The organism is Rhodobacter sp. P1_C2, from assembly GCF_056406375.1.
Map to the genome: position 1 here is coordinate 105,805 of NZ_JBFUAG010000013.1, position 21,467 is coordinate 127,271.

Consider the following 21,467-nt stretch of genomic DNA (forward strand, 5'->3'; position numbering starts at 1 on the left):
TCTTCCGTCAATCCAACCCTCTGCCTGCCCCGATCCGCAAGCGGATCAGGGGCAAAGGCGTCGCCGCTCACAAGCTGGCCAGCAGCGCCGCAAGATCGGCATCCATCTCCTCTTCGCCGGCGGACTCCTCCGCCGAGCTGTCGTCGCTGTCCGAATCCGAAGAGCCGAAATCGGCGCCAAAGCCCGCCAGCAGCGCGTCAAGATCGGCGTCACCCGAGCTGCTGTCATCCGACCCGCTGTCATCTGAACTGCTGTCCTCTGCCGAAGTGTCGGCGCTGGCCTCTTCCTCCTCGGCCTCCGCCGCTGCGGCGGCCTTGGGCTTGGGCGGTGGCACATCGGCCCAAAAACCAAGCACCGTCTCGCCGTTCAGCGCCTGGAAGGAGCCGAGCCGCACCTCGTCGCGCCCCTTGACCGAGATCACCGGCATATAGCCGCGCGCGATGGTGGCTTGGGTCTTGGCCTGGGTCAGGTTGCGCTCGGTGCAGGGCAAGGCCACCTGGTCGCCGTAGCGGTCCTTGACATAGTGGAAGGGCATGCCCCCCAGCGACATGACAGAGCCGAGGCCGAGGCCCGGCCCGTTCTTGCGGAAGCTGCGCGCCAGAAGGATGGTGACCAGCGCCACCGGATTGGCCCAGAGCATGCCGGACAGGCCCTCGGTCTCGGTGAACTCTTCGAAATCGAACTCATAGATCGGGTCGGTCTTGGCACCATAGGGCCGGCGCAGCAGGAAGCGCGGGCTGACGAGGCCGATGTAGCCCGCCTCGGGCATGGCGCGCAGGCTGTCCCAAGCCTCGGCCACCAAGGGGTGGCGGTCCTGCGGGGCGGTGTCGAGGAAAGTGGGCGTGATCGCCGCAAAGAAGGGCGCGCGGACATGGGCCGCGACCTTGGCGATGCGCCCCATCAGCTCGGCATGGGGCGGGGTTTCCTCGAAGGTGTAAAGCCCGCAGACGGCCGAGAAAGGCCCGCGCCCGTCCGGCGTGCTTTCGACCAGAAGCTGGCAGAAACCCGATTCCGCCAGATCTTCCTGCGCGGCCAGATCCGCCGCCAGTTCCTCGGCCGAAATGTCGTAAAGCACGATGTCAAGCTTCTGGTCGGTCTCCACGCTGCGGGTGATCAGGTCGAGCATCCGCCACTGCGCCTCGACCGACTGGAATTCGGGATGGTGCAGGACCAGACGCATCGCCTCGGCCAGGCTTTCCTCGACCGCTTCCTGCATCGCGGCGGCATTGGGGTCGGGCAAGGACTGCACGAAAGGCCCGACGAGGCGTTGCAGCAGGTCCTCGGCGGGGCTGGCCTTGGCCTTGACGCGGCCCTTGCCGCCGACCAGCTTGGCGAAATCCGAAAGCTTGCGGTCCGAGGGCACCGCATTGCCGGCCGATTTGCGCGCCGGCGGGTTGACCTTGCGGCCGAACTCCTTGCCCCATTCGCGCAACTCGGTCACCGCCCCCTTGGCGGTCGATCCGGTGGCAAGGCGGCGCTTCAGCGCCACCAGTTCCTCGAACATCTCGACCTTGCCGAAAAGCTCGTCGGGATGCAGGTCGTCGACCGAGGCCAGCGCCACCTCGATCCCGGCGCCCTTCTTGCCGATCGGCAGGATCAGGTCGGTGGCAAAGCCCTTGATCACCTTTTCCAGCGTGTCGACATCCAGCTTGATCGGGCGGCGCTTGGCCAGATCCTCGCCGATCTCGACCTCGCCCCGCGCGGCACGGCCCGAGAAATCGCCCATCAGCGCAATGCGGAACCGCTGCGGCTTGGCGGCGGCCAGGGGGGCGCCGCCCAGGGTGCCGAAGTTCAATTCCATCGACATTTCCGCATGTTTGGCCATCAGGGCATCCTTTCCAGTTTCGCAGGCAGGGCAGAGGCCGGGCGGACAGCGCCGCCCGGCCCAAGGGGTCAGACGTCGAACACGGTGCCGTCCAGCGACTTTTGTGCAATCTTGTCATAGACATAAAGACCGCCAGCCGTGACGATGCCCATGCCGATGTCCTTGACCTTGTCGGCCACCTGATTGCCGTCGAAGATCGAGGTGACCAGCATGCAGGCCTTCAGCGCCTCGCGGAAGATCTTGAGCGCCTTGGGGTCCTTGATCTCCAGTTCCTTGACGCGCTTGGACAGGCTCGACACGCTCGGCGCCCAGTCCTGGATCGATTTGTAAAGCTCGTGAATCTTGCCGATGTTGGACATGATCTTGTCGCCGATCTTGTCCATTTCGGCGTTGAAATTGGTCTCGAGCTTTTTCAGCTGCCCGGCCTTGTCCTTGACCGGGTGGTCCTTCAGCTTCTTGGCGGCTTCGGCGAGGAAATCCTTCTTCAGCTTGGCCTGACCGTCGATCGCCGCCTGCACCTTCTTGGACAGGCCATGCACATCGACGACCATCTTGGCATATTTGGCCTTCAGCGTGTCGCAGGCCGTGGAGCAGGTCTTGACCGAGGGCTGCGAGGCGCCGAGGAATTCCTGGAACACCGCCGCAGTGATCTCGTTGACCGCATTCAGCGCCGGCTTGTTGACCGCCGCCTCGACCACCTTGAGATTGGCCTCCAGCACCTTGCGCGCCTGGTCGATGTCCATGGCAAGCTTGGCGATTTCCTGGGCCAGCACCGACCCCGCCTTGATGAAGCCGATGATGGCGAAAGCCGCCCCTGCCCCACCCGACCAAGGCGAGGTGGCCATGGCGGCAATCGAAACGGCAAGGCCGACGATCGTGGCGAAAATCGTGGCCCCGACCTTGATCTTGAACTTCTTCCACTCTTTCTTCTTGGCGCAGAGATCGTCCCAGGCAGCCATGACGGCATCCTTGGCCATGACGGTCGCGACACTCATGTCGTTCTTGACCGCGTCATTCAGGCCCTTGATCTGCTTTTCCATGTCCTTGTCGTTGACGCCCTTGGCGATCATGCCTTCAAAGAGCTTGTCGAAGATCTTCAGCTTCTTCTCGATCATGTCGACCGTGGAATCGAGGATCTTGCGCGAGGCGTCCTTGAACTCCTGCTGCAACAGCGGGTCCTTGGCCGCCTCTTTCTCGATATCTTTCGGCAGATCGAATTCGACCTTGAAGCTGAGCTGGGGTGGCTTGACCACCGTCAGCCCTGCCGCCGATACGGCGACATTCTTGAAGTCCATCACTGTATATTTGGCCACGACTTTCTCCCCGTTTTTGGTCAGTCAAAACTGTAGGTGAAATTGCCATCCGTCACGTCGATGGCGACCCGGTTCACCTCGCCCCCGGCGATCATCCGGCGCAGGAATTCGCCGGAGATGTCGGGCAGCATGGTGTTGGTCACGATGGCGTCGATCATGCGGCCACCGGATTCCAGCTCCTGGCAGCGGCTGACGATAAGGTCGACCACCGCGTCGGAATACTCGAAAGGCACGCCATGCGCCGCCACGACCCGCTTCTTGATCCGGTCCAGCTGCAGCCGGGTGATCTTGGCCACCATGTCGGGCGACAGCGGGTAATAGGGGATCACCACCAGGCGGCCCAGAAGGGCGGGCGGGAAGATCTTCAAAAGCGGCTCGCGCAGCGCCTTGGCAATCGCATCGGGTTCCGGGATCAGGTCCGGATCGGCACAGAGATCCATGATCATGTCGGTGCCGGCGTTGGTGGTCAGCAGGATCATCGTGTTGCGGAAGTCGATGGAGCGGCCCTCGCCATCCTCCATCACACCCTTGTCGAAGACCTGGAAGAAGATCTCGTGCACATCGGGGTGGGCCTTTTCGACCTCGTCCAGCAGCACGACCGAGTAGGGCTTGCGCCGCACCGCCTCGGTCAGGACACCGCCTTCGCCGTAGCCGACATAGCCGGGCGGAGCACCTTTCAGCGAGGAGACGGTATGCGCCTCCTGATATTCGCTCATGTTGATGGTGATGACATTCTGTTCGCCGCCATACATGACCTCGGCCAGCGCCAGCGCGGTTTCCGTTTTACCCACGCCCGAGGTGCCCGCCAGCATGAAGACGCCGATGGGTTTGGACGGGTTGTCGAGCCCGGCGCGGCTGGTCTGGATGCGCTTGGCGATCATCTCCATCGCGTGGTCCTGCCCGATCACCCGCTTGGAGAGCAGCGAGGCGAGGTCGATCACGGTCTGCAATTCGTCCTTCAGCATCCGGCCCACCGGAATCCCGGTCCAGTCGCCGATCACCGAACCCACCGCCATCGCATCGACAATCGGCAGGATCAGCGGGTGGTCGCCCTGCAGCGCCACCAGCTCGTCATTCTTGGCGCGCAGTTCCGTGGTCAAGGCGGCGCGCTGTTCGTCGGTCAGGGGCGAGTTGCCAACCGGATCGGGCGCCTCCGATCCCGCCATCGCGGCGGGCTTGGGGTCGATGGCCGCCCCGCCCTCGCGCAGCTTGGCGCGCAAATCGAGGATCTGTTCGACGATCTTCTTTTCGGCATCCCACCGCTCGGTCAGCCCGGCAAGGCGCTTCTCCTCCTCGGCCTTGACCGCCGAGATGGTGGCGCGGCGCTCGGTCACGTCATAGCCCGCGGTCTCGTCGCGGGTGATGATGCCCAGTTCGGTCTCCAAAGCCTCGATCCGGCGGCGGCTGTCGTCCACTTCCGCCGGGACGGCGTGCTGGCTGACGGCGACCCGGGCGCAGGCGGTATCCAGCACGCTGACGGATTTATCGGGCAGCTGACGCGCCGGGATATAGCGGGCCGACAGGTTGACGGCGGCGGCAATCGCCTCGTCCAGCACCTGCACCTTGTGGTGCTTTTCCAGCATCGAGGCGATGCCGCGCATCATCAGGATGGCCTTGGTGGGCGAGGGTTCATCGACCACGACAGTCTGGAAGCGCCGGGTCAGGGCGGGGTCTTTCTCGATATGTTTCTTGTATTCGGCCCAGGTCGTGGCGCCAATGGTGCGCAGGGTGCCGCGCGCCAAGGCCGGTTTCAGAAGGTTCGCCGCATCGCCGGTGCCCGCCGCCCCGCCCGCGCCGACGAGCGTATGGGTCTCGTCGATGAACATGATGATCGGCGTGGTCGAGGCCTGAACCTCTTCGATCACCGATTTCAACCGGTTCTCGAACTCGCCCTTCATGCTGGCCCCAGCCTGCAACAGACCCACGTCCAGCGCCAGAATCCGCGCCTCCTTCAAGGCCGGCGGCACGTCGCCGCGCGCGATGCGGAGCGCAAAGCCTTCGACGACCGCCGTCTTGCCCACCCCGGCCTCGCCGGTCAGGATCGGGTTGTTCTGCCGGCGGCGCATCAGGATATCCACCACCTGGCGGATTTCCTCATCCCGGCCGACGATCGGGTCCATCTTGCCGTCGCGGGCCTGCTGGGTGAGGTCGGTGCAGAACTTCTTCAGCGCCTCCTCCTTGCCCATCGCAGCGGGGGCCATCGCCCCCGACTCCTCGCCCGGCGCACCCGTGCCGACATGGCTGCCATCGGTGGCGGTCTGGCCCTCCTCCGGGCTGCCGTTGACGATGGTGGCGAAATTCTCGGCCAGATCGTCGGCCTTCACCTTCTTGAACTCGCCCGAGATCGTGTAGAGGATATTGCGCAGGGCGGGCGTCTTGACCATGCCGAGGATCAGATAACCGGTCCGCACCTGGCTGGAGTTGTAAAGCAGCGAGCCCCAGACCCAGGCGCGTTCGGTCGCATCCTCCAGATGTTCCGACAGGTCGGAGATCGAGGAGGCACCGCGCGGCAGAGCGTCCAGCGCACGCTGCATGTCGGCCACCAGACGCGCCGGGTCGACCTTGTAATGTTCGACGATGTGGTGAATGTCGCTGTCCTGATTTTGCAGGATCTGGTGCAGCCAGTGGATCAGCTCGACGTAAGGATTGCCGCGCAATTTGCAAAAGACGGTGGCGCCCTCGACAGCTTGATAGGCCAGACGGTTCAACTTGCCGAACAGGGCGACGCGGCTGATTTCGCTCATTTAATGGCTCCGGGAATGGGGGCGCTGACGCAGCAGCACATGCGGCGGGGAAAGGTAAAGATCGTCGGCGTCACGGCCGCTGTCGCGGCGCACCCCGACCCAGGTCGTATGGCCAAGGGCGGCATTGGCGCCACCCAGGGCCATGCGCGGCACTTCCGCCGCGCGCAGGATCACATTGACATCCCAGTCGAGCGCATCGCCGACAAAGTTGCGCACGATGGCTTCCAGCCGTTCGATGGCGCCCTGGCCGGGCAGGAAGCGGCGGTAATCGGCCAGCGACAGAGGACCGACCAGAATGCGGAACTTGGCCGCCCGCGACCAGACGCGGGTCCCGATCGAGGTGCCCTGCCCCAGCCCGGCCGCCTTGCCCAATTGCCAGCGGTCATCCGGCTCCAGATCCAGCCAGGAGCCGATGAATTGCTGCAGATGGACCGGCGCCTCGAAGAAGCTTTGCAAGAGGGAGACCAGCCCCTCTGCCGTCTTGGTGCCCGAGGCGAGGTGGCCCGCGAAATAGCGCTTGGCCATGTCCGGCATCAGGTCGCGCCGCGCCAGACCCTGGCCGTAAAAGCCCGAGATCGCCGCCACCTTGCGCTCGAACGGGTCCTGACCGGGGCGGTCGAAGGAGGGTGCGGGCTGGCCCGCGGCCCAGGCGCGGTAGAAAAGGCTCATCAGGCGGTGGGTGAAGGTATTGGCGAAGGCGATGAAGGTGGTGTCGCGATGGTTGCGCCGCCGCTCGCGGGCAAATTCGGTCAGGTGCAGGGGCAAGGGGCCCATCGGACCGAACAGACCGAAGGCGCGGTTGGTCAGGGTGGCAGGCTTGCCCGCCTCCACCGTGAAATCGGCGATGGTCGAGGTCGGAAAGGTCAGCTCCGCCTCTTGCCCCAGGCGCACCGGGTCTTGCACGGCCCGGCGCGAAGTGCCCAGGCGCGGCATGTCGCCATGCTCTGCCTCGATCACGCGCAGGGCATGGAACAGGTGGTATTTGGTGGGGTCCGACCGAAGCTGCGCGTAATGCGTCAGATCATCCGGCCGAGCCCGCTTTCCGGTCGCCATCGGGTGATCTCTCCACGTTGTTGGGTGGTCAGCACGGTTTCGGTGAAGGAATTGATCGTCACATATTTGCGGAAGAAGCGTTCGAGCACCGAGGCCAGCACATAGACGCCCGAGCCGTCAAAGAAGCTTTCGTCGAAGTCGAGCTTGATTTCCAACCCGCGCACGGCGGTGGAGATCACCTCGTCGGTCATCCGCCGCACGATCGGGCGGGTCGAGACGCCGCGCATCCCCTCCATCTGCTTGGCGATGACACGGTCGCCGGTGGGGGCATAAAGACCGACCAGTTCGCGCAGCGCCTCGGCCCCGCCCTGCCCGCCCTCGCGGTCGGTGATCGACAGGTAATTGAGGCTGAGATGGCTGATCAGCCGCCAGGCCGTCTCGCCCTGCGCAATCGTCGGGCGCGGCCTTGTCGGCGAGACGATGCAGGAAATCGACAGGACCGGGCCGCCGTCGGGCAGATGGAAAGCGTCCTTGCCGGCGGTGGACAACAAGAGGGGCAGGTCGCGGTTGGTGCACAGCCCGGTCACCGAAAGCTGGCTCAGATCCGCCGCATAGGGGGCCTGCGCGCTGTCGACGAGGCTGAGGTAGACCTCCGACCCGAGGTAGGAGGTGCGCACGCCGCGCAGCCTTTCCTTTTCGTTCCTCTGCCGCATCCGGCGGTGGATCGTGTAATAGGCCGGATGGCTTTCCCCCGCCGAGGTGATGTCGGAGGCAGAGTAGAAGGCGCGAAACTCGGTCTCTTCGTTGGTCTTGGAGGAAATCCCCGTCACCTTGGTGATGGCGAAGACCTCGTAATCGAGCGGCGCGGTGCGGTTGGCCGTCACATATTGTTCGGTGTCGGCGGTGGTGATGTGGATGCGGTCGAAGGCGCGTTCGAAAAGGTTGACCGCCGGCACCGCGTTCAGCACGAAATTCTCGCGCCGCACGCAGGCGCCATTGTCCGACAGCGTATCGGCGAGCAGCAGGTAAAGGTCGACATCCGACCCGGTCGCCCGCGCCAACGCCGGGCGCATGCCCGACAGTTCGACGAAGTGAAAGCGCTGCGGCATGGCGAAATATTCCTGCAGCAGGCGGTAGCCGTCGAACGAGCGGCGCGGGGTGGGCAAGAGGGCCTCTTCGCGGCTGAAGCCCTTGGGGCGGCTTGCAGCACCCGGCAGGGGCTGGGTCCAGTCGGCACGGCGGTCGGTGGAGCGCCCGACCATGCCGGTGACCTTGGTGCAAAGCGCCTCGTGCAGGACCCAGGGCTCGCTCGCCTGCCCGGTCAGATGCAGGGTCAGCGCGTTCATCGGCAGGTCCTTCATCGCCCCGCCATCCCGCCGGCGCAGGCGCAGACGTATGCCCGCCCGCGCCGGCGTGTCGCGGCTGACCCCGGCGGCCACAAGACCGCCCCGGCTGTCGATATATTCCGCCTCGACCAGCTCGATCGGCCAGAGCGTCAGGTCGGCGGCGGTGCGGAAGATGCAGGCGGTCTGCTCGCCGTCGATCTGGCGCGAGCGCAACCTTGCGCCGCGCTGCATCACATAGCCGTCCTTCACCCCGGCATTGCCCAGATCCGGCTCGAAAGCCACGATCATCATCGAGGGCACCGGGGCGAGGAAATGCGGATAGACGATCTCCAGCAGGTTCGAGGTGAAGGCGGGAAACTGCATCTCCAGCGCCAGCTGCACCCGGGCCGACAGGAAGGCCGTGCCCTCCAGCAGGCGCTCGACATAGGGGTCCAGCACCTCCATGCCTTCCATGCCCAGACGGGTGGCGATCTTGGGGTAGGCCGCGGCAAATTCCGCCCCCATGTCGCGCAGGAAGGCCAGTTCGCTTTCGTAATGCGCCAGAAGCCGCGTATCCATCAACCGGACCTTTCCAGCGAAACCTGCCCGGTCGTCACATCGACCGAGGAGCGCAGGTACAGTTCGATCGGGATCGGTTCGGCCCACATGTCGGCGCGGATATCGAAGGAAATCACCGTGTTGCGCGCGATGTTCTCGCTGCGGATCTCGACATGGGTGGAGCCTTTGCGGATGCGCGGCTCGTAATTCTCGATCGCGGCGGCGATGGATTTGCGGATCACCGAGGCGCGGTCCTTGGAGGCGAAATCCCCCGCCACCTCGCGCACGCCGTAGTTCAGCACCGATCTGGCGGCCAGGGGGTGCCTTTCGGCATCGATCCAGGTCGCGGCGTCATTGGTGTTCAAGAGCCACGACAGATCGCGCTGCACGATGTCGCGCAGGCGGCGGATGTCGATGACCCGCGCCTCGCGGCTTTCGGTCAGCGTGGTGGGGTCGTCGTCGGTCAGCCGGTCGAGCAGCGAGGGTTGCAGCCGCTCGGACATCATCTTGTCCGCCATGGCGCACCTATTCCCCTGAGTCGAACGAGATCAGCCTTGCATCCAGCAAGGCCACGTCGCCCTGATCGGTCGAAAGCAGCTTCTGTCCGAGGCCGGTGAAGGTCTCGGCCCCGGCATCGGTCCAGGAGGTGGCGCGCGACAGCTTTTCGGCCGGATCGCCCTTCTGCCCCGAGAAAGGATAGCGCGAGGGGATCAGCGCCACGACCTTGCCCTCGTTGGCAAGCGTCAGGTTGGCGGCCGTCCAGACCGCATCGCGCAGATCGGTCGGCGGGTCGAAGGTGATGGCGCGGATCTGGGCGAAGGGAATCCAGAAATAGCGACCGTTGACGATGGCCTCCAGCACCGGGCCAAAGCGCATGTCGGCATCGGCGATCCATTCGAACCGCGTGCCATCCATGTCGCCGGCAGAGGCGGGGGCGGCGTCGAAAGCCTTGGCGCGCAAATCACTTGCGGCCTGAACCTCACCCTGCGCGAGAAGCTTCTGCGCCTCCATCAGCCAGGCCAGCCATTCCTGCGGCTCGCCAAATACCAGGGGCGCCTTGGTGCCGGCAAAGACCTTTTCGCGGTAGACTTCGCAGATGATCGCCTCGCGGTAGGCCTGCGCCATCTGCAGTGCCCCGGGGTCAAGCTCGCCACAGACCTTCAGCTGACGGATCGCGCGGTCCCATTGGCCCAGAACGCAGAGCAGCTGAAAGAGAAAGATCCGCAGTTTGGCATCGGCGGGCTTGGCCTTGACCAGGTTCTGCAACGCCACAAGTGCGCCAGCCGGATCGCCGGATTTCAAGAGGTCTTCGGGCGTCATGGCCTGCGTACTCCGCTTTAAGGACCCTTCCGGCGCCGGGGTAATTCCCGGCGCCGGAAAGCATGTCAGAAGAAGGATCAGCCCATTTCGCCGGCGCCGATGTCCCACTTGAAGTTCTTGTAGGTCTGCAGCTTGCCGCCCTTGGGATACTTGTACTCGATCTCGACCTTGGCGGCGCGGATCGCCCAGTCTTCCTTCGGAATGTCATCCGAAGAAGCGTTCACGCCATAGGTGTTGATCTGGGCATCTTCCAGGGTCCAGATGATATAGGGCTCGAGCGCCACGGCGGCGTCCTCGTCGGCCTTGCACTGGTGGATGATGACCTTCTTCAGGCGCTTGCCGCCGGCGACGTGGAACATCAGGTCGATGGTGTGACGGCCGAACTCGGAAGCGAAGGTCACGTCCTTGAAAACGGCCTTGCCGAAGCCACGGGTGATCACGCCACCTTCCTGTTCCGAGTGACGCTCCAGCCCGAACCCGATCGATTCCACCACGATCCAGTCCTTGTGGTTCTTTTCGATGGCGTCGCCGATGATCTCGGGCTTCTTCGGCTCACCGATACAAACAAATAACGTAGCAGCCATTTTCCTGTTTCCTCTCTACTTGTGTCGCCCTGCCCTCGCGGGCTGTCCGGGTGACGGGTTAAATTCAGGCGGGGGGGCTGATCCCGAAGGATCAGCCTTTCTCGGACGGCAGCTTGGAGACCAGACGCAAGGAGATGCTGAGGCCTTCCAGCTGGTAGTGCGGGCGAAGGAAGAACTTGGAGGTGTAATAACCCGGGTTCCCCTCGACCTCCTCGACCACGACTTCGGCGGCGGCCAGGGGCTTGCGCGCCTTTTCGGACTCGGACGAGATTTCGGCGTTGAAGTCGACGTATTTGTTGATCCAGTCCTGCAACCAGGACTGCATCGCCGTCCGGCTCTTGAAAGAGCCGACTTTGTCGCGAACCATGCATTTGAGGTAATGCGCAAAGCGGCAGGTCGCGAAAAGATAGGGCAGACGGGCCGCGAGGTTGGCGTTGGCCGTCGCATCCGGGTCGTCGTATTCGGCCGGCTTGTGCAACGACTGCGCGCCGATGAAGGCGGCCACATCCGTGTTCTTGCGGTGGATCAGCGGCATCATGCCGTTCTTGGCCAGTTCGGCCTCGCGACGGTCGGAGATGGCGATCTCGGTCGGGCATTTCTGGTCGACGCCGCCGTCATCCGACGGGAAGGTATGGGACGGCAGGTTCTGCACCGCGCCACCCGATTCCACACCGCGGATGCGCGAGCACCAGCCATATTCCTTGAAGCTGCGGTTGATGTTCACCGCCATGCCGTAGGCCGCGTTCACCCAGCCATAAGCCTCGTGATCGGTGCCGTCGGTTTCTTCTTCGAAGGCAAAGGCCTCGACCGGGTCGGTCTTGGAGCCATAGGGCAGACGGCCGAGGAAGCGCGGCATCGCCAGACCGATGTACTTGGAATCTTCCGACTCGCGCAGAGAGGTCCAGGCCGCATATTCCGGCGTCTGGAAGATCTTGGTCAGGTCGCGCGGGTTGGCCAGTTCGGTCCAGCTGTCCATCTGGAACAGCGTCGGATTGGCCCCGGTGATCAAGGGCGCATGGGCTGCGGCGGCGATCTTGGCCATCTCGCCCAGAAGTTCCACATCGGGCGGCGAGTGGTCGAAGTAATAGTCGGCGATCAGCGTGCCGTAAGGCTGGCCGCCAAGCTGGCCGAATTCCTCTTCATAGAGCTTCTTGAAGATCGGCGACTGGTCCCAGGCGGTGCCCTTGAACTTGCGCAGCGTCTTGGACATGTCCTTCTTGGAGATGTTCATGACGCGGATCTTCAGGTTCTCGTCCGTCTCGGTGTTGTTGATCAGGTAGTGCAACCCGCGCCAGGCGCTTTCCAACTGCTGGAAATCGGGGTGGTGCAGGATCTGGTTGACCTGTTCGGTCAGCTTCTTGTCGATCTCGGCGATCATGCTCTGGATCGACTTCAGCGCGTCGTCCGAGATCAGCGCGGTATTGGCAAGCGCCTGCTCGGCCAGCGTCTTGACGGCGCTTTCGACGGCGGTTTTCGCCTGGTCCGATTTCGGCCGGAACTCCTTGTTGAGGAGCGAGGAGAAATCAGACAGTTCGGTGGTCTGTACGCCGGCTGCGGCGCCGGTTTGCGAAGTCTCAGCCATGGATCATTCCTCTCCTTCGGCCTTGGGCGTGGCCGCCAGCGATTTCAGGAGCGAGGGGTCCTGCATCACCTTGGCGATCAGCTCTTCGGCGCCGGTCTTGCCGTCCATGTAGGTCATCAGGTTGGACAGTTCGGTGCGCGCCTCGAGCAGCTTGCGCAGCGGTTCGACCTTCTTGGCGATGGCGGCGGGCGAGAAGTCGTCCATCGATTCAAAGGTGATGTCGACGGCCAGATTGCCCTTGCCGGTCAGCGTGTTGGGCACCTGGAAGGCGGCGCGCGGCTTCATCGACTTCATCCGGTCGTCGAAATTGTCGATGTCGATTTCCAGGAACTTGCGATCGGCCACGGCCGGAAGCGGCTCCTCGGACTTGCCGGACAGATCGGACATGACGCCCATGACGAAGGGCAGCTGGACCTTCTTTTCCGCGCCATAAAGTTCCACGTCATATTCGATCTGGACCCGGGGCGCCCGGTTCCGCGCGATAAACTTCTGCGAACTCGTGCTCATGAAACGCTCCTTGACCTGAGTTTCTGGTTGATCTGGTGAGTTGGGGATCGGGAATTAGCTAAGATTTGCCGGCCCATCGCAGGCCGGCTCAGTCATCATCATCGTCGTCGCCGGGTTTGATCCCGCCGATGTTCATCACCGACCCCAGACCATCGGGGGCCAGATCCTTCATGATCGTCAGGAAATCCGCCCCGACCAGACGCTTGGCGCGTTCCAGGATGATCGGCACCGGGCTGGAGGGTTCGTTGCGTTTGAAATAGTCGATCACCCGGTCCAGCGCGGCGCGGGCATCCTGCGCCGTGTCGACAGCGCCAAGCGGGCCACCGCCCGAACGGCGCGGCGCCGCCGGGGCGCTGTCGGGGAAATCGTCCTCCACGACCGGCTCATCCGCCGCGTCCTCGGCGGGCGCTTCGGTGGCGGCATGGTCGGACAGATGGCGGACCAGCTGATGCACGGTCTTGCGGACATCATCGAGGCCGGGTCCCTGCCCCGGCGTCTGATCGGAAAACACCCCTTCGATCGCCTTGAGGTCCGCCTGAATCTGCCGGGCCGAGGCGAGAAGGTTGGTGACCAGTTCGGCCGCGGTGTCGCTGAAGGCGGCCGAGATCGCGCTGCGCTCCATCGCGTCCACGCCGTCCGGCACCGGCATCTCGCCGGTCGAGACGAGAATATCGCGCAGCGTGATCCGCCCGAATGTCCGGCTTTGCGTCAGGGGCACCCGGCGCAGATAGCGCAGCGTCAGGGCTGAGTTCAGCCCCGCCACCGCATTGATCCGCATCGTCGGGTCATTGTCGTCATCGGCGTCAAGTTCGGGGTGGCAGGTGTCCCAATGCTGTTCCAGCACGCCGCGGACATAGGCCACGGCATCGGCGAAACCGGGCAGACCCTTGGTGTTCAGCCTGGCATCGGCGAGGATGACGGCGGCGCGCAGATCATGCGCACGCTCCAGGATGGCCAGAGCCCGCGCTTCGACATCCTTGAAATCGGGTTCTTCGGCGGCAAGGATCTCGTTTCCGGCCTGACGTTCTTCACCGGGCGCAGACAGGCGCTGCAACTCCATGAAATCAAAGTCGTATTCGAGATTTTCACCGCTTGCACCGTCGCTTTCGCGGGCGGCAAGAAGCGCGTCCAAATCCATCCAACCCCCCCGACCCGGTTCATTCCAGGCCTCGTATCATTTTTCCCGGCGCCACCACGCGGACCCTACAAAGGGGCGCGGGATCCTTCGTAGGGCAACTGGTAGAAAACACGATCCAAAAGCTAAACGAGCAGTCGCAATAATTGCGCCCACTATGACGTCAGGTTATCCCCTTCTGTCAATCGTCTCGTGGAGGATCGAGGCTTTTCCCTTCGGTTTGGCTGGCTTAGCTTCGACATTTAACGGGGCCGCAGAAAAATTTTACAGAATTTTCACGCTGGAAGGCAGTCCCGTTCCCCACCTGTGCCCAAAAACCCGGCTCTGCATTCTGCCGTTGACGGAATCGGGGCATCGGGCGTTCACTCGCGCGGCAAGGCGGCCTTTCGTCGCGCCGCGACCATGGGGGATCAGGAATGCTGAGAAGGATGCTGGGCCAGGTCGTGGCGGTCCTCTGTGCCGGGGCGCTGGCGCTGCCGGTTGCCGTCTTGCCGGCGCGGGCGGAAACCCCGGTGCCCGGGGGCAAGCTCGCGGTCGAGCTCAACAAGTTCGAGGAAATCTCCGGCGGCGGCTGCCGCGCCTATTTCCTGTTCCGCAATGACACCGGCAGTTCTTTCGAGGGTTTCCAGATGTCGCTGGCGATCTTCAACAAGGAAGGGGTGATCGACCGGCTCCTGTCGATCGACGCCGCCCCGCTGCCCGTCGCCCGCACCACGCTGAAGCTGTTCGAGATCCCGCAGATCGCCTGCGCCGACATCTCCTCGGTGCTGTTGCATGACATCCCGGTCTGCAAGCCGCAGAATGGCGAGGCGACCGACTGCTTCCCGTTCATCGACCTGAAAAGCCGCACGCCTGCTGCCTTGGTGGAATGATGGGGGCGGTTCTGGCCAATATCCCCGCCGCCAGCTGGCCGGTGATCGTGATCCTGATCAGCCTGTCGCTCTTGAGCCTGATGCTGATCGTGGCCAAGGTGATCCAGCTTCGGCCCGCAACCGGCGGCGCCAAGGCGCGTGACGCGGCGATCGACCGCTTTCTTGCCGGCGAGCGCGACGCCGCCATGGCCGAGGCCGCCCGCGGCCGCGCCCCCGCCGACCGCGTGCTTCTGACCGCGATGCAGGGCCTTTCCGCGGGCCTGCCCCTGCCCGCCGTCGAGGCCGAGACCACGCGGCGCGGCAACGAGGAGGTGGCCGTCATGTCCTCCTGGCTGCGTCTTCTGGACCTCATCTCGATGATCGCACCGCTGCTGGGGCTGCTCGGCACCGTTCTGGGGATGATCAAGAGCTTTCAGGACCTCTCGGCAGCCCAAGGTTCGGCCAATGCCTCGGTCCTGGCCGGCGGCATCTGGGAGGCGCTGATCACCACCGCCGGCGGGTTGATCGTGGCCATTCCCGCCGCCGTGGCCGCCAATCTGCTGGCGGGCCGGGTCGAGACGGCGGCGCTCCGCATCGAAAGCGCGGTGGGCCGGCTGCTCGCCCTCAGCCACCGCTGAAAGGGGGCAAGGATGGCCCTCACCCTGCGCCGCCCGCCACCTCGCCGCAACGCGCTGTCGGTCGTCTCGATGATCGACGTGATGATGATTCTTCTGTTCTTCTTCATGATCACGTCAAGCTACCTCAACCTCGACATGGTGCCCGCGCTGCAGAAGTCCGAGGCCGTGCCGGATGCCGCGACAGCGCCCCCCACCACCGCCGCCCCCGCCACGATCCTGATCCGGATCGACGCCCAGGGCCAGGTGCGCATCGCGGGCCAGACGCTGAGCCTGCCGGAACTTTCCGACCGCATCCGCGCCGCCCTGACCCGCGAGCCCCTGACGCCGGTCCTCCTCTTCCCCTCGGGGGCGGCCGATCTGCAAAGCCTGATCCGGGTGATGGATCTGGTCACCCAGGCCGGGGCGACGCGGGTCAAGGTCGTGCGGATCGAGGCGCAGAAATGAAGCTGCGCCGCCCAGCCCCCCGGACCGAGCGTGAATCCGTCGTGGCGCTGATCGACGTGACCTTCTTTCTGCTGGTCTTCTTCATGATGGTCGGGCGGCTGGACGCCACCGCCCCCTTCAGCGTGCTGCCGCCCAATGGCCAGACCGGCACCGACCTGCCCGGCGGCGGCATGACGCTGTCGGTCGGCACCGAGGGCGCCCTGGCGCTGGACGGTGCGCCCCTAGAAAACGCCGCGCTGGAGCCTGCGATCAAGCAGCGCCTTGCCGCCAGCCCCGATGCCCTGTTGCGGATCAACGCCGACCGCGCCACGCCCCTGCGCATCATCCTTGGCCTCGTGAACCGGCTGGAGGATGCCGGGGCCAAGGATGTCGCCATCATCGTCTCGCCGGAGGTGCCATGACGGCGCAGGCGGCCCCGCCGGGCCCGGCCATCGGTGGCTATGGCGCGGGTCTTGTCCTGTCGCTGGCCGCCCATGCCGGGGCCGTGGCGCTGCTTCTGGCGGTGATGCACCCCCATGCCGTGCCCGACCAGCCGCTGCCGAAATCGGCCCTGCGGATCGAGACCCAGGCGGTGGAACAATCGCAGGCCAAGCCGCAGGACAGCGCCGGCGCCAAGGCGGAAAGCCAATCGGCGCAGGGCCAGACCGCCGCCCAGGGCGTGGTGAAGACCAGCTCTGCCCAACCCGCCGCCCTGCCGCAAACCACGGCCAGGGCCGCGCCGCCCCCCGCCACGGCCCTCGCCCCGGCTGCGCCGCCCGCCGTGACCAAGGCCAGCCCCGCCCCCGCGCAAAGCCTGACCGCCGCCGCACCGCCCCCGGTGACCGCGGCGCAAACCCCCGCGCCCCCCCTCACCGAAGCCGCGCCGGCCCAAGGCGCGCTGGCGCAGGCCGCACCGGTCGGAGGCGACCTCGCCCCTGCCGCCCCGCCCCAGGCCGAAGACCTCGCCCCCGCCGCCGCCACCGGGCAGGCCATGACCGCCACCCTGGCCTGGAGCGGCGATGGCGGCACCATCGACCCGGTCTCGCTCAAGGCCATCGCCTCCTTCATGAAGCCGGGCGATGCCGCGGCCCAGGCCGATGACGTCCACGACGGCTTGCAGGCGCTGCTGAACGCCGCCCCCTGCTCGCGCCTTCAGGCCGAGTTCAACCCTGCCACCGGCAGCCTGGAATTGCGCGGCCATGTGCCGGACCCGGCGATGAAGGCGCCGCTGCTCGCAGCCCTGCAGGCCCAGCTTGGCCAGGGCATCAAGGTCGAGGATGCGATGATGATCCTGCCGCGCCCGCAATGTGGCGCGCTGTCGGGCATTGCCGATGTCGGATTGCCGCAAAGCCAGGACCAGCTGACCAACCCCCGCCTGATCGGGGCCGATGCCCAGGCGCGGACCTTCTCCTATACCCAAGGCCAGACCATGGTCCTCGACCTCGCCGCGCCCGATTACGACGCCTATGTCTATGTCGATTTCTTCGATGCCGGCGGCAATGTCATCCACCTCGTGCCGAACCAGACCGTGCCCCTGAAGCTGCGCCCGGCCAAATCCGCGCTGCATGTCGGGGCGCCGGATGCGGGCGAGCCCTTCCTCAACATCACCATCGGCCCGCCCTATGGCCAGGAGATCGCCGCCGCCTTCGCAGCCTCGGCGCCTCTCTATGAGGGCGACCGCCCCCTGTCGGAACCGGCCGAGCCTTACCTGACCTGGCTCAAGACCCGCGTCGCCGAGGCCCGGGCCAGGGACCCGGAGTTCAAGGGCGAATGGGTCTATTTCATGGTCGCGACCAAGGCGAAATAGGCCCCGGTGGAAGGGTTCAGGCGCTGCGGGCGATCTCTGCCGCTGCGGCATTCAGCGCGCCGCTGCCATGCGGGATGGCAAGGGCGGTCAGCCCGGCCTCCATCGCGGCCAGCACGCCCAGCGTCATATGGGCGTTGACATGGCCCATATGGGCAACGCGCAGCGCGCCCGTGGCCTCGGGGTCGGCGGGGGTCGCCATGCCAAGCCCGATGCCGAGGGTGACGCCGGTCTTGGCCTCGGTCCATTGCCGCAGACGCGTGGCGTCGGGCGCGCCAAAGCGGGCGGCGGTGACCGAATGGCCGCGTGCGGCGGGGTCGGGTACGTTCAGGCAGATCGCGGGATTGCCCTCGCCCCAGGCGTCGAAGGCCGCCCAGACGGTGCGGGCCAAAGCGGCATGGCGGGCCCAGACCTGCTCCAGCCCCTCTTCCTGCAGGATCATCGTCAGGCTTTCGCGCAGCGCATAAAGATGCGCGGTCGGCGCGGTGCCGAACCAGTATTGCCAGAACTCCTGCGGATTGGCGCGCAGGGTCCAGTCCCAATAGGGGCTGCGCGCATCCGAGGCGGCACAGACCGCCCGTGCCCTGTCGTTGAACCAGACAAAACCCATGCCGGGCGGGCTCATCAAGCCCTTCTGGCTGGCGCCCAGCATCACATCGACGCCCCAGTCATCCATCCGGAATTCGTCACAGCCCAGCGAGGCCACGCAATCCACCGCCAGCAGCGCATCATGCCCCGCCGCGTCCATCGCCGCCCGCACCACCCGCACATCGGATTTGACCGAAGAGGCGGTGTCGACATGGGTCATCATCACCACCTTGATCGCAGGGTCCGCCCGCAGCGCCGCCTCGACCCTGGCCGGGTCGATGGCCACGGTCGTGCCGAAATCGAGGATCTCCACCGCCACGCCAAGCCCGCGCGCCGCCGTGGCCCAGCCATGGCCAAAGACGCCGGTGGCCAGAAGCAGGGCCTTGTCGCCGCGCGAGAAGAGGTTGGCATTGGCCGCCTCCCAGGTGCCATGGCCATTGGCGATATAGGCCGCGACATGGCCCTTGGTGCCCGCCAGCGCCTTCAGATCGGGCCACATGCCCTGCACCATCTCGACCAAGGCGCCGGCGTAGATATTGGGCGAGGGGCGCTGCATCGCGGCCAGAACCCGGTCGGGCAGGACCGAGGGGCCGGGGATGGCAAGATAGGCGCGACCATTGGCAAGGGACATGGGGTTCTCTCCGTTTGCACAAGGGCTAGCCGCAGGCGCAGGCAGGGTCAACGTCCGCCATGTATCCTGACAATCCGGCCCGGAAGATCGCCCTGTGGCCCATCTGCGTCGTCCGCCCCGCCCCCTCTGCCGCGCCGCTTGATAGACAGAGGCAAAGCGACTAGATGGGCAGGAGTTTTGGCAGCATTCAGGATCCCATGGCTGGCGCATTGAAGAAGCGGATGCTGGCCTTGCAGGACCGGCTGACCACGGCCTTTGGCACCGATATCTCGACGCCGGAGGCCCGGCGCGCCGCCTGGTGGCATTTCATGCTGATCGACCACGCCTTCCTGCGCGGTCTGTGGACCAACCTCGGCCAGGTCGCCCCCGGCGTCTTTCGCGCCAACCAGCCCTCGCCCGAACGGCTGCGGGCCTATGCGCGCGATCTGGGGTTGAAATCGGTGATGAACCTGCGCGGCAAGGTCAAACAGGGCTTCTACCTGTTCGAGGAAGAGATCTGCCGCGAGATGGGCCTGACGCTGGTCGATGTCACCCTCTCGGCCCGCAACGCCCCGCCGCGCGAGGCGCTTCTGGCGATCCTCGACCATTTCAAGACCATCCAGAAGCCGTTCCTGATGCATTGCAAATCCGGTGCCGATCGCACCGGGCTGGTCGCGGCGCTTTACCTCCTGGAGGTCGAAAAGCGCCCCCTCGCCGAGGCGCGCAAAGAATTGAGCCTGCGCTACCTGCACCTCAAATCCACCGCGACGGGCATTCTGGACTTCATCCTCGATGTCTACGAGGCCGAGGCCAGGGGCCGCAGCTTTCGCGAATGGCTGGAGCAGGATTACGACCGCCACCGGATCAAGGCCGCCTATGAGGCGAAACGCAAGGGGGCCAGGGCGTGACGGCGATCCCGGTGAGGCGGCTTCTGGCCTGGCTCTGGCGCGATCACCTGCGCCAGCGCAAGGGCTGGATGCTTCTGGCGCTGGGGCTGATGGCGCTGGAGGGGGCGGCGACGGGGGGCCTGTCCTACCTCGTGCGGCCGATGTTCGACGAGGTCCATGCCGGGGCCTCCTTCGCCGTGGTGGCGCAGGTGGCGGCCTCGGTCGGCGGGGTCTTCGTGCTGCGCGCGCTCGCGGGCTATGCGCAGAAGGTCATCCTCGCCCGCCAGTCCGAACGGATCGGGGCCGAGATGCAGGCCGCGATGCTGGCCCGGGCGCTGCAACTGGACCTTGGCTTTTACCTGCGCCATTCGCCCGGGCTGCTGATGGAGCGGTTGCGCGGCGACACCGCGAGCTTGCGCAGCCTCTGGACGCCGATCCTGCAGGCCTTGGGGCGGGATGTGATCTCGCTGGTCTCGCTCGCCTCGGTGGCGGTGCTGATCGACTGGCGATGGGCCTTGATCGCCGTGGCGGGGGTGCCGCTGCTGGCCTGGCCGATCTCGCGCCTGCAAGCCAGGGTGCGCGGCACGGCGCGGGCGGCGCGCGGCGCGGCGGGGGTTCTGTCCAACCAGCTGGACGAGGCCTTTCACGGCATCCGCACCCTGCAACTTTCCGGTGCCGAACCGCAGGAGGCCCGGCGCTACCGCAAGGCGCTCGATGCTTACCTTGCCGCGCAGTTCCGCTCGGACCGCTCCTCCGCCGCGATCCCGGCGCTGATCGACGTGGTGGCGGCGCTGGGGTTCGCCGGGGTCATGCTTTATGGCGGGATGGAGATCATCGCCGGCACCAAGACCATCGGCGCCTTCATGAGCTTTTTCACCGCGATGGGCCTGGTCTTCGAACCCTTGCGCCGGCTGGGCGCGGTGTCCGGCCAATGGGCCGCCGCCCGCGCCTCGCTGGAGCGGATCAGGGGCCTTCTGGACGAGGTGCCGAAGATCACCACGCCGCGCGACCCGCTGCCCCTGCCCGCCGCCGGCCCCCTGCTGCTGGAGGTGAGGAACCTCTCCTTCGGCTATGACCAGACGCGGGTGCTGGACGATATCTCCTTCGTGGCCGAGCCTGGCAAGGTCACGGCGCTGGTCGGGCCTTCGGGCGCGGGCAAGACCACGGTGTTCCACCTGCTGACACGACTGGCCGATCCCGATGCCGGGCAGGTCACCATCAATGGCACGGATCTGCGCCAGCTCGACCTCGCCGGGCTGCGCAGCCTTTTCGCCGTGGTCAGCCAGGATTCGGCGCTGTTCGACGAGCCGATCGCCACCAATGTGCGGCTCGGCGCGCAGGATCAGTCCGAGGAGGGCCTGCGCCGCGCCCTCAGCCTCGCCCATGCCGATTTCGTCGCTGCCATGCCGCAGGGTGCCGCCTCCCCCGCCGGCCCGCGCGGCACCGCCCTGTCGGGCGGCCAGCGCCAGCGCATCGCCATCGCCCGCGCCGTGCTGCGCGACGCGCCGATCCTGTTGCTGGACGAGGCGACCTCGGCACTCGACAGCCAGACCGAACTTCTGGTGACCGAGGCGCTAGACCGCCTGCGCGCCGGCCGTACCACCCTGGTCATCGCGCACCGGCTTTCGACGATCCAGGCCGCCGACACGATCCTGGTGATGAACCAGGGCCGGATCGTCGACCGCGGCACCCATGCCGAGCTTCTGGCGCGCGGCGGGCTTTATGCCGACCTCTACCGGCTGCAGTTCAAGGAATAGGGCTTCCCCCTGCGCCGCCTTGG

Annotated in this window: 19 protein-coding genes; 7 read left to right on the forward strand and 12 right to left on the reverse strand. The window is 65.7% G+C overall.

The features are described from left to right. Window positions 1-67 precede the first annotated feature (67 nt). The 11 genes from AC1DZT_RS20205 to tssA form a co-directional block, all read right to left on the reverse strand. Complete coding sequence (locus tag AC1DZT_RS20205) at window positions 68-1,825, reverse strand: type VI secretion system contractile sheath domain-containing protein (protein WP_478008447.1); 1,758 nt, start codon at window positions 1,823-1,825, stop codon at window positions 68-70. 68 nt (window positions 1,826-1,893) lie between these two features. Then, a complete protein-coding gene (locus tag AC1DZT_RS20210) occupies window positions 1,894-3,138 on the reverse strand; it encodes a hypothetical protein (RefSeq protein WP_478008448.1) in 1,245 nt (414 codons plus the stop codon). A 20-nt stretch (window positions 3,139-3,158) separates the two neighbouring features. Then, entirely contained in the window at window positions 3,159-5,882 is a 2,724-nt protein-coding gene (gene tssH, locus AC1DZT_RS20215; protein ID WP_478008449.1) for a type VI secretion system ATPase TssH, read from the reverse strand. Continuing rightward, a complete protein-coding gene (gene tssG, locus AC1DZT_RS20220; protein ID WP_478008450.1) occupies window positions 5,883-6,935 on the reverse strand; it encodes a type VI secretion system baseplate subunit TssG in 1,053 nt (350 codons plus the stop codon). Next, window positions 6,899-8,779: a type VI secretion system baseplate subunit TssF gene (gene tssF, locus AC1DZT_RS20225; protein WP_478008451.1), complete on the reverse strand. Its 1,881-nt coding sequence runs from the start codon at window positions 8,777-8,779 to the stop codon at window positions 6,899-6,901. The genes tssG and tssF overlap by 37 nt, the downstream gene beginning before the upstream one ends. Continuing rightward, window positions 8,779-9,276, reverse strand: a complete 498-nt coding sequence (gene tssE, locus AC1DZT_RS20230; protein WP_478008452.1) for a type VI secretion system baseplate subunit TssE — start codon at window positions 9,274-9,276, stop codon at window positions 8,779-8,781. Before tssE ends, tssF begins: the two co-directional genes overlap by 1 nt. Window positions 9,277-9,283: 7 nt before the next feature. Then, window positions 9,284-10,078 carry a type VI secretion system accessory protein TagJ gene (locus tag AC1DZT_RS20235; protein WP_478008453.1) on the reverse strand — a complete coding sequence of 265 codons (795 nt, stop codon included), beginning with the start codon at window positions 10,076-10,078 and terminating at the stop codon, window positions 9,284-9,286. 77 nt (window positions 10,079-10,155) lie between these two features. Next, a complete protein-coding gene (locus AC1DZT_RS20240) occupies window positions 10,156-10,662 on the reverse strand; it encodes an Hcp family type VI secretion system effector (RefSeq protein WP_478008454.1) in 507 nt (168 codons plus the stop codon). 91 nt (window positions 10,663-10,753) lie between these two features. Further along, window positions 10,754-12,244: a type VI secretion system contractile sheath large subunit gene (tssC, locus tag AC1DZT_RS20245; protein WP_478008455.1), complete on the reverse strand. Its 1,491-nt coding sequence runs from the start codon at window positions 12,242-12,244 to the stop codon at window positions 10,754-10,756. 3 nt (window positions 12,245-12,247) lie between these two features. Continuing rightward, the gene (tssB, locus tag AC1DZT_RS20250) at window positions 12,248-12,751 is read right to left on the reverse strand and encodes a type VI secretion system contractile sheath small subunit (RefSeq protein WP_478008456.1); all 504 of its coding nucleotides are present in this window, start codon (window positions 12,749-12,751) and stop codon (window positions 12,248-12,250) included. A gap of 88 nt (window positions 12,752-12,839) precedes the next feature. Further along, window positions 12,840-13,889 (reverse strand): type VI secretion system protein TssA, encoded by a 1,050-nt coding sequence (gene tssA, locus AC1DZT_RS20255; RefSeq protein ID WP_478008457.1) that lies wholly within the window; start codon window positions 13,887-13,889, stop codon window positions 12,840-12,842. Between the two features lie 413 nt (window positions 13,890-14,302). Here tssA and AC1DZT_RS20260 point away from each other — a divergent pair, with 413 nt between their 5' ends. From AC1DZT_RS20260 to AC1DZT_RS20280, 5 genes are read left to right on the forward strand one after another with little or no spacing between them, the layout of a single operon-like run. Then, window positions 14,303-14,758 carry a hypothetical protein gene (locus AC1DZT_RS20260; protein WP_478008458.1) on the forward strand — a complete coding sequence of 152 codons (456 nt, stop codon included), beginning with the start codon at window positions 14,303-14,305 and terminating at the stop codon, window positions 14,756-14,758. After that, the gene (locus AC1DZT_RS20265) at window positions 14,755-15,375 is read left to right on the forward strand and encodes a MotA/TolQ/ExbB proton channel family protein (RefSeq protein WP_478008459.1); all 621 of its coding nucleotides are present in this window, start codon (window positions 14,755-14,757) and stop codon (window positions 15,373-15,375) included. The genes AC1DZT_RS20260 and AC1DZT_RS20265 overlap by 4 nt, the downstream gene beginning before the upstream one ends. A gap of 12 nt (window positions 15,376-15,387) precedes the next feature. Then, on the forward strand, window positions 15,388-15,819 hold the full coding sequence (locus AC1DZT_RS20270) for an ExbD/TolR family protein (protein ID WP_478008460.1): 432 nt from the start codon (window positions 15,388-15,390) through the stop codon (window positions 15,817-15,819). Continuing rightward, window positions 15,816-16,220 carry an ExbD/TolR family protein gene (locus tag AC1DZT_RS20275; RefSeq protein ID WP_478008461.1) on the forward strand — a complete coding sequence of 135 codons (405 nt, stop codon included), beginning with the start codon at window positions 15,816-15,818 and terminating at the stop codon, window positions 16,218-16,220. Before AC1DZT_RS20270 ends, AC1DZT_RS20275 begins: the two co-directional genes overlap by 4 nt. Beyond that, window positions 16,217-17,605: a hypothetical protein gene (locus AC1DZT_RS20280; RefSeq protein ID WP_478008462.1), complete on the forward strand. Its 1,389-nt coding sequence runs from the start codon at window positions 16,217-16,219 to the stop codon at window positions 17,603-17,605. The genes AC1DZT_RS20275 and AC1DZT_RS20280 overlap by 4 nt, the downstream gene beginning before the upstream one ends. Window positions 17,606-17,621: 16 nt before the next feature. Here the strand turns inward: AC1DZT_RS20280 and AC1DZT_RS20285 are convergent, their stop codons facing one another. Beyond that, window positions 17,622-18,821, reverse strand: coding sequence for a pyridoxal-phosphate-dependent aminotransferase family protein (locus tag AC1DZT_RS20285; RefSeq protein ID WP_478008463.1), 1,200 nt, complete (start codon window positions 18,819-18,821; stop codon window positions 17,622-17,624). Window positions 18,822-19,018: 197 nt separating this feature from the next. Here AC1DZT_RS20285 and AC1DZT_RS20290 point away from each other — a divergent pair, with 197 nt between their 5' ends. Both AC1DZT_RS20290 and AC1DZT_RS20295 read left to right on the forward strand, forming a co-directional pair. Next, window positions 19,019-19,708: a tyrosine-protein phosphatase gene (locus tag AC1DZT_RS20290; protein ID WP_478008464.1), complete on the forward strand. Its 690-nt coding sequence runs from the start codon at window positions 19,019-19,021 to the stop codon at window positions 19,706-19,708. After that, window positions 19,705-21,444: an ABC transporter ATP-binding protein gene (locus AC1DZT_RS20295; RefSeq protein ID WP_478008465.1), complete on the forward strand. Its 1,740-nt coding sequence runs from the start codon at window positions 19,705-19,707 to the stop codon at window positions 21,442-21,444. Before AC1DZT_RS20290 ends, AC1DZT_RS20295 begins: the two co-directional genes overlap by 4 nt. The last annotated feature ends 23 nt before the right edge of the window (window positions 21,445-21,467 follow it).